The following is a 5,100-nucleotide window of genomic DNA, read 5'->3' as shown; positions in this document are numbered from 1 at the left end:
CCCGTTCGGCGGGGCGGGTGTGGATCGCGGCGCCACCGGCCCACTAGCCTGTAGTGATCGCGGCTTGACGACACGACACAAATGGCGGATCACCGATTCGGCGACCGCCGATTCGACAAGAAACCAGAGAGGGCATCCGGCGATGACCAATCCTTTTGACGACGAGAACGGCCGTTTCTTCGTGCTGGTGAACGACGAGAACCAGCATTCGCTGTGGCCCACGTTCGCCGACATCCCGGCCGGCTGGACCAAGGTGTTCGGTGAGGACAGCCGGGCGGCGTGCCTGGAATACGTCGAGCAGAACTGGACGGATCTGCGCCCGCAGAGTCTGATCGACGCGATGGAGGCCGATCAGGCGGCCCGCGACGGCAGCTGATCGGGTCACATAGCGGTCACCATTTCACATCAGCCCCAGTGATCACATTGGATTACAGGGGCATCGGCTATACCGTGATTACTGGACGGATTGCCACGATTGGGTGTGTACTTCCTCACAATGTGGCCCGTCCGGTTATCACTTGGTTGTGAGCCGGTGGATTCTTGGCTGGCAGGTGGCCGTCGATTGACGGGGAGGTTGGTCGACATGGAACTCGCACACGGTGGGGAGCAGCGTATGTATGACGTGATGAATGACGTGCGGGCGCGTGCCCAGGTGACGCCGTCGCTCCCGGCGGTGCGTTACGCCGGGCAGATGGTCACCTACGGCGATCTCGACCGCGCGATCGAGACGTACTCCGACGTGATGCGGCGGCACGGGATGTCGATGGAGTCGGCCTTCTATGCCGCGATCCTGCATTCCATTCCGGCGCTCGCCGAGATCACCGACGCGGATGCCCAGGGGCGTGCGCTCGATCAGGTGGTCCAGTGGCTCAGCCGTCATATCGCCGCGACCGGTCAGGATCTGCGCGCGGTCGGTTGATCCGGGCCGTCCCTCAGAGCAGGGCGCCGATGGTCAGGACCAGTGCCAGGATCGGTATCCCGATCACCGCGCTGCCGGTACCGACCACGATCCCGGTGATCGCACGTCCCGTCCCGCGGGCCAGAGGGTCTCGCCGGATCTGCCGCACCCCGACGACCCCGAGGATGACGGCGAGCACACCGAGGACGCCGCCGATGCCCAGCAGTAGCACGAGCGGTACCGACACCAGGCCGCCGATCAGTGCGGCATTGGCCCACCCCGATGTGTGCGGATAGCGCACCTCTTCATGGCCGCCCCGGATGTGGGTGGATGCCCAGTCGTCGGCCGTCCAGTACTCGGCTGTCCAATACTCCCCCACGGCCGGTAGCGGTCCCTCGTCGCGCGGACTGCGCAGCGGAAATCGGGTGATCGGCGCGACGGGCTCGATCACTGGTACCGGTGCGGCCTCCACAATCGGTGCGGCTTCCACGATCGGTGCGACATCGTCATTGTGCTGCGGCCACCGGACGTGCCGATCCGTCGCGGTCGGCGCGATCGGATGCGTGGGCTGATCGGTGCGCACGGCCGCTCCTGTCGGTGTTGCTGGACTGCTGGGTTTGATGGCGGCCATGCTACCGACGAAAAAACACCTGCGCCGCGCCGGAAGGTCTCCGGTGCGGCGCAGGTGTTGCCGAGGTGCGCCGGCGATCAGCCGCCGTGCTGGCCCATCATCGAGGTGAGCTGGGTGACCGCGGAGCCGGCCAGCTTCCAGGTGCCGTCGACCTTGACGAACGCCAGGGTGATGTCGACCGGCTGCGGAGCGTGCGGGCTGGCGACCGAGACGGTGGCCGCGGCCTTGTCGGTGCCGTCGGCCGACACCGACTTCACGGTGTAGACCTCGGGTCCGTAGCCGGCGGCGGAGGCGCCCTTGGTGTAGGCCTGCAGGGCCGGCTTGGTCACCGGGCTCGACACGTCCACCACGGCGTCGAGGTCGTCGCTGGAGGTGTTGGGATCGAGCGCCTTGCGCAGGATCACCTGGGCCTGCGCGGCGTCGAGATCGGCCGGCGCGGGCGCGGCGGATTCGGTGGTGGATTCCGCGACGCTGCTCGCAGCGGTCGACGTCGCGGATGATGAACTGTCGTCGCTCGAGCACGCGGCGACGGTGAAGACGGCGGCGCCGGCCAGGACGGCCGCGGCGACGGACTTCCGAAGGTTCATGTCGGTAACTCCCATTCGAGGATCGGGTAAGCACACACTAACCCACCGAGGTGGAGGCGCCTACGGACCTTCGGCACACCGAGGGAAAAGCCTCGGAATTATCCGGACCATGGTCCGGTTAGTCTGGGTGAAGCTCGATTCGCCACCATTCCAGGAGGTAGGACATGCAGTTCGGACTCTTCAGCGTCAGCGACATCACCGTCGACCCCACCACCGGTATCGCGCCCACCGAACACGAGCGCATCAAGGCCATCGTCGAGATCGCCAAGAAGGCGCAGGACATCGGCCTCGACGTGTTCGCGCTCGGCGAGCACCACAACCCGCCGTTCTTCTCGTCCTCGCCGACCACCACGCTGGCCTACATCGCCGCGCAGACCTCGACGTTGAACCTGTCGACCGCGACCACGCTGATCACCACGAACGATCCGGTGAAGATCGCCGAGGACTTCGCGATGCTCCAACATCTCGCCGACGGCCGCGTCGACCTGATGCTCGGCCGCGGCAACACCGGCCCGGTGTACCCGTGGTTCGGCCAGGACATCCGTCAGGGCATTCCCCTCGCGATCGAGAACTATCACCTGCTGCATCGGCTCTGGACCGAGGACGTCGTCGACTGGGAGGGCAAGTTCCGCACGCCGCTGCAATCGTTCACCTCGACGCCGCGTCCCCTCGACGACGTCGCGCCCTTCGTGTGGCACGGATCGATCCGCAGCCCGGAGATCGCCGAGCAGGCCGCCTATTACGGTGACGGTTTCTTCGCCAACAACATCTTCTGGCCCAAGGACCACTTCCAGCGATTGATCAACTTCTACCGCGAGCGCTACGAGCACTACGGACACGGCAAGGCCGACCAGGCGATCGTCGGTCTCGGCGGACAGTTCTTCATCCGCAAGAACTCTCAGGACGCGATCAACGAGTTCCGGCCCTACTTCGACAACGCGCCGGTCTACGGACACGGCCCGTCGCTGGAGGATTTCAGCCGCGAAACCCCGCTCACCGTGGGCAGCCCGGCCGAATTCGTGGATCGCACACTGTCCTTCCGCGAGACCTTCGGCGACTATCAGCGTCAGCTGTTCCTCGTCGACCACGCCGGTCTGCCGCTCAAGACGGTGCTCGAGCAGCTCGACGAACTCGGCGCGGTGCTGCCGGAACTGCGCAAGGGCTTCGCCGAGGGGCGGCCGGCCGAGGTTCCCGACGCGCCCACCCACGCATCGCTGGTGGCCGCGCGAGACGCCGCTGATGTTGCAGCGGAACAGGATACGACGGTGAACGCATGATCCGCCTGGTCGCGGTGAACGCCGGCCTGAGCGAGCCGTCGTCGACGAGGATGCTCGTCGACCGGCTCGCCGCCGCCACCACCGCGGTGCTCGGCGACGATCGGGTCGATGTGCAGATCATCGACCTTCGCGATCTCGCGGTCGACCTGGGCCGGTCGATGGCCGCAGGCTTCGCCACCGGCGCCGCGCGCGACGCCATCGCATCGGTTCAGGACGCCGACGCCCTGATCGTGGCCACACCGGTGTTCAACGCGTCGTATTCCGGTCTGTTCAAGACCTTCTTCGACCTCGTCGACGTCGACGCGATGAACGGAAAACCGGTACTCATCGCGGCCACCGGCGGCAGTCCGCGGCATTCGATGGTGCTCGACCACGCCCTGCGTCCGCTGTTCGGTTACCTGCGGATGGTGGTCATTCCGACGGGAGTCTATGCGGCAGCGCAGGATTGGGCCGGAGGGTCCGGTGACACCGCGACACTGGGCGACCGGATCGATCGTGCGGCCCGCGAACTCGCGGCACTGCTGGGTACCGGCGATCGGCCCACGAGGTCGGCGCCCACCGGCACCGAGGCATCTCCGGCGGCGACCACCGCCGAGGCGTCGGGCATCGCGAACTTCGCGCGACTTCTCAACGGGGTCTGAGCGGATCGGTCACTCACGTGCGCGCCCGGGAGTGTTCTCCCGGGCGCGCAACCGTGTTCCGGGCAGCGCCGGGGCGGGCAGATGTTGGACGTCGCCGACGTAACCCCGCACCTGGCCGAAGCGTTCGGAGTGTTCCATCCACTGCTCGCGGAACGCCACGATGTCGTCGTGGGTGCGGCCGATGAAGTTCCACCACATGATGATGTCCTCGTCGAGCGGTTCGCCGCCGAGCAGCACGATGCGGGCGGTCTCATTGCCGACATTGACCAGTGTGATCGCCTCGGCGCCGAGGCCGATGTAACCGAGTTCGGTGCGCCGCAACGGTTCTGCGGTCGAGTCGGCGATCTCGACGACGCCGGAGTCGACGAGGACGCCGTGCTCGAAGTCGTGGCGCACGTCGAGGGTGATCCGTGCCCCCGGTGGGATGTGCAGTTCGGCACCGAGCAATGGGGTGAAGGTGCGCACCGGTGAACTGCTACCCATCACCTCGCCCAGGAAGACCAGCGCGCTGACCTCGCCGACGGTCACCAGCGGTGGTTCGTAGTGCGCGAAATCCCTTGTGGTGTCCCGGGCCTCGTCCGGTAGCGCGATCCACAACTGCACGCCGTGCAGCACCGTGGTGTCGGGGGTGCTGACCTCGGTGTGTGCGATCCCGTGACCGGCGGTCATCAGGTTCAGCTCGCCCGGCCGCACCATCGCATGATTGCCCATGGTGTCGCGATGCTCGATCTCCCCGGTGAAAAGCCAACTCGCGGTTTGCAATCCGGTGTGCGGGTGCGGTGGGACGTTCATCCCGCCGGTGCTCGAGACATCGTCGGGCCCGTAATGATCGGCGAAACACCAGGCGCCGATCAGTGATCGGTCACGCTGGGGCAGGGTGCGATGCACGGTCATCGCCCGTGGGCCGCCGAGCGGGACGTCGCGGGCGGTGAGCACCTCCACCCGCAGCGCACCGGACGGGGATCGGGCGTCGTCACCGATGGTCCGGCATTCGACTTCCGCCGGCTGGGTTTCCATGTTGCTCACGGGCTACCGCCTTGGACTGGGGCTGGTGGACTGCGAGCCA

At 66.7% G+C, this 5,100-nt stretch carries 7 protein-coding genes; 4 read left to right on the top strand and 3 right to left on the bottom strand.

Translation table 11 applies throughout. The features are described from left to right. Window positions 1-142: 142 nt before the first annotated feature. Both ABLE92_RS14775 and ABLE92_RS14770 read left to right on the top strand, forming a co-directional pair. Complete coding sequence (locus ABLE92_RS14775) at window positions 143-376, top strand: MbtH family protein (protein ID WP_348805542.1); 234 nt, start codon at window positions 143-145, stop codon at window positions 374-376. A gap of 207 nt (window positions 377-583) precedes the next feature. Beyond that, complete coding sequence (locus ABLE92_RS14770) at window positions 584-919, top strand: hypothetical protein (protein ID WP_348805541.1); 336 nt, start codon at window positions 584-586, stop codon at window positions 917-919. Between the two features lie 13 nt (window positions 920-932). Here the strand turns inward: ABLE92_RS14770 and ABLE92_RS14765 are convergent, their stop codons facing one another. Continuing rightward, window positions 933-1,481: a DUF4190 domain-containing protein gene (locus ABLE92_RS14765; RefSeq protein WP_348805540.1), complete on the bottom strand. Its 549-nt coding sequence runs from the start codon at window positions 1,479-1,481 to the stop codon at window positions 933-935. Between the two features lie 125 nt (window positions 1,482-1,606). After that, window positions 1,607-2,116 carry an MTB12 C-terminal domain-containing protein gene (locus ABLE92_RS14760; RefSeq protein ID WP_348805539.1) on the bottom strand — a complete coding sequence of 170 codons (510 nt, stop codon included), beginning with the start codon at window positions 2,114-2,116 and terminating at the stop codon, window positions 1,607-1,609. 164 nt (window positions 2,117-2,280) lie between these two features. Between ABLE92_RS14760 and ABLE92_RS14755 the strand changes: the two genes are divergently transcribed. Next, complete coding sequence (locus ABLE92_RS14755) at window positions 2,281-3,393, top strand: LLM class flavin-dependent oxidoreductase (RefSeq protein ID WP_348805538.1); 1,113 nt, start codon at window positions 2,281-2,283, stop codon at window positions 3,391-3,393. Beyond that, on the top strand, window positions 3,390-4,034 hold the full coding sequence (locus tag ABLE92_RS14750) for a CE1759 family FMN reductase (RefSeq protein WP_348805537.1): 645 nt from the start codon (window positions 3,390-3,392) through the stop codon (window positions 4,032-4,034). Before ABLE92_RS14755 ends, ABLE92_RS14750 begins: the two co-directional genes overlap by 4 nt. A 9-nt stretch (window positions 4,035-4,043) precedes the next feature. On the opposite strand, the gene ABLE92_RS14745 is transcribed toward ABLE92_RS14750, so the two are convergent. Continuing rightward, a complete protein-coding gene (locus tag ABLE92_RS14745) occupies window positions 4,044-5,060 on the bottom strand; it encodes a pirin family protein (RefSeq protein WP_348805536.1) in 1,017 nt (338 codons plus the stop codon). Window positions 5,061-5,100 lie beyond the last annotated feature (40 nt).

It is taken from the genome of Gordonia oleivorans, assembly GCF_040044975.1.
Classification (GTDB): domain Bacteria; phylum Actinomycetota; class Actinomycetes; order Mycobacteriales; family Mycobacteriaceae; genus Gordonia; species Gordonia oleivorans.
Note: the sequence above shows the minus strand (reverse complement) of the source record. Positions and strands in the feature narration are given on the sequence as shown.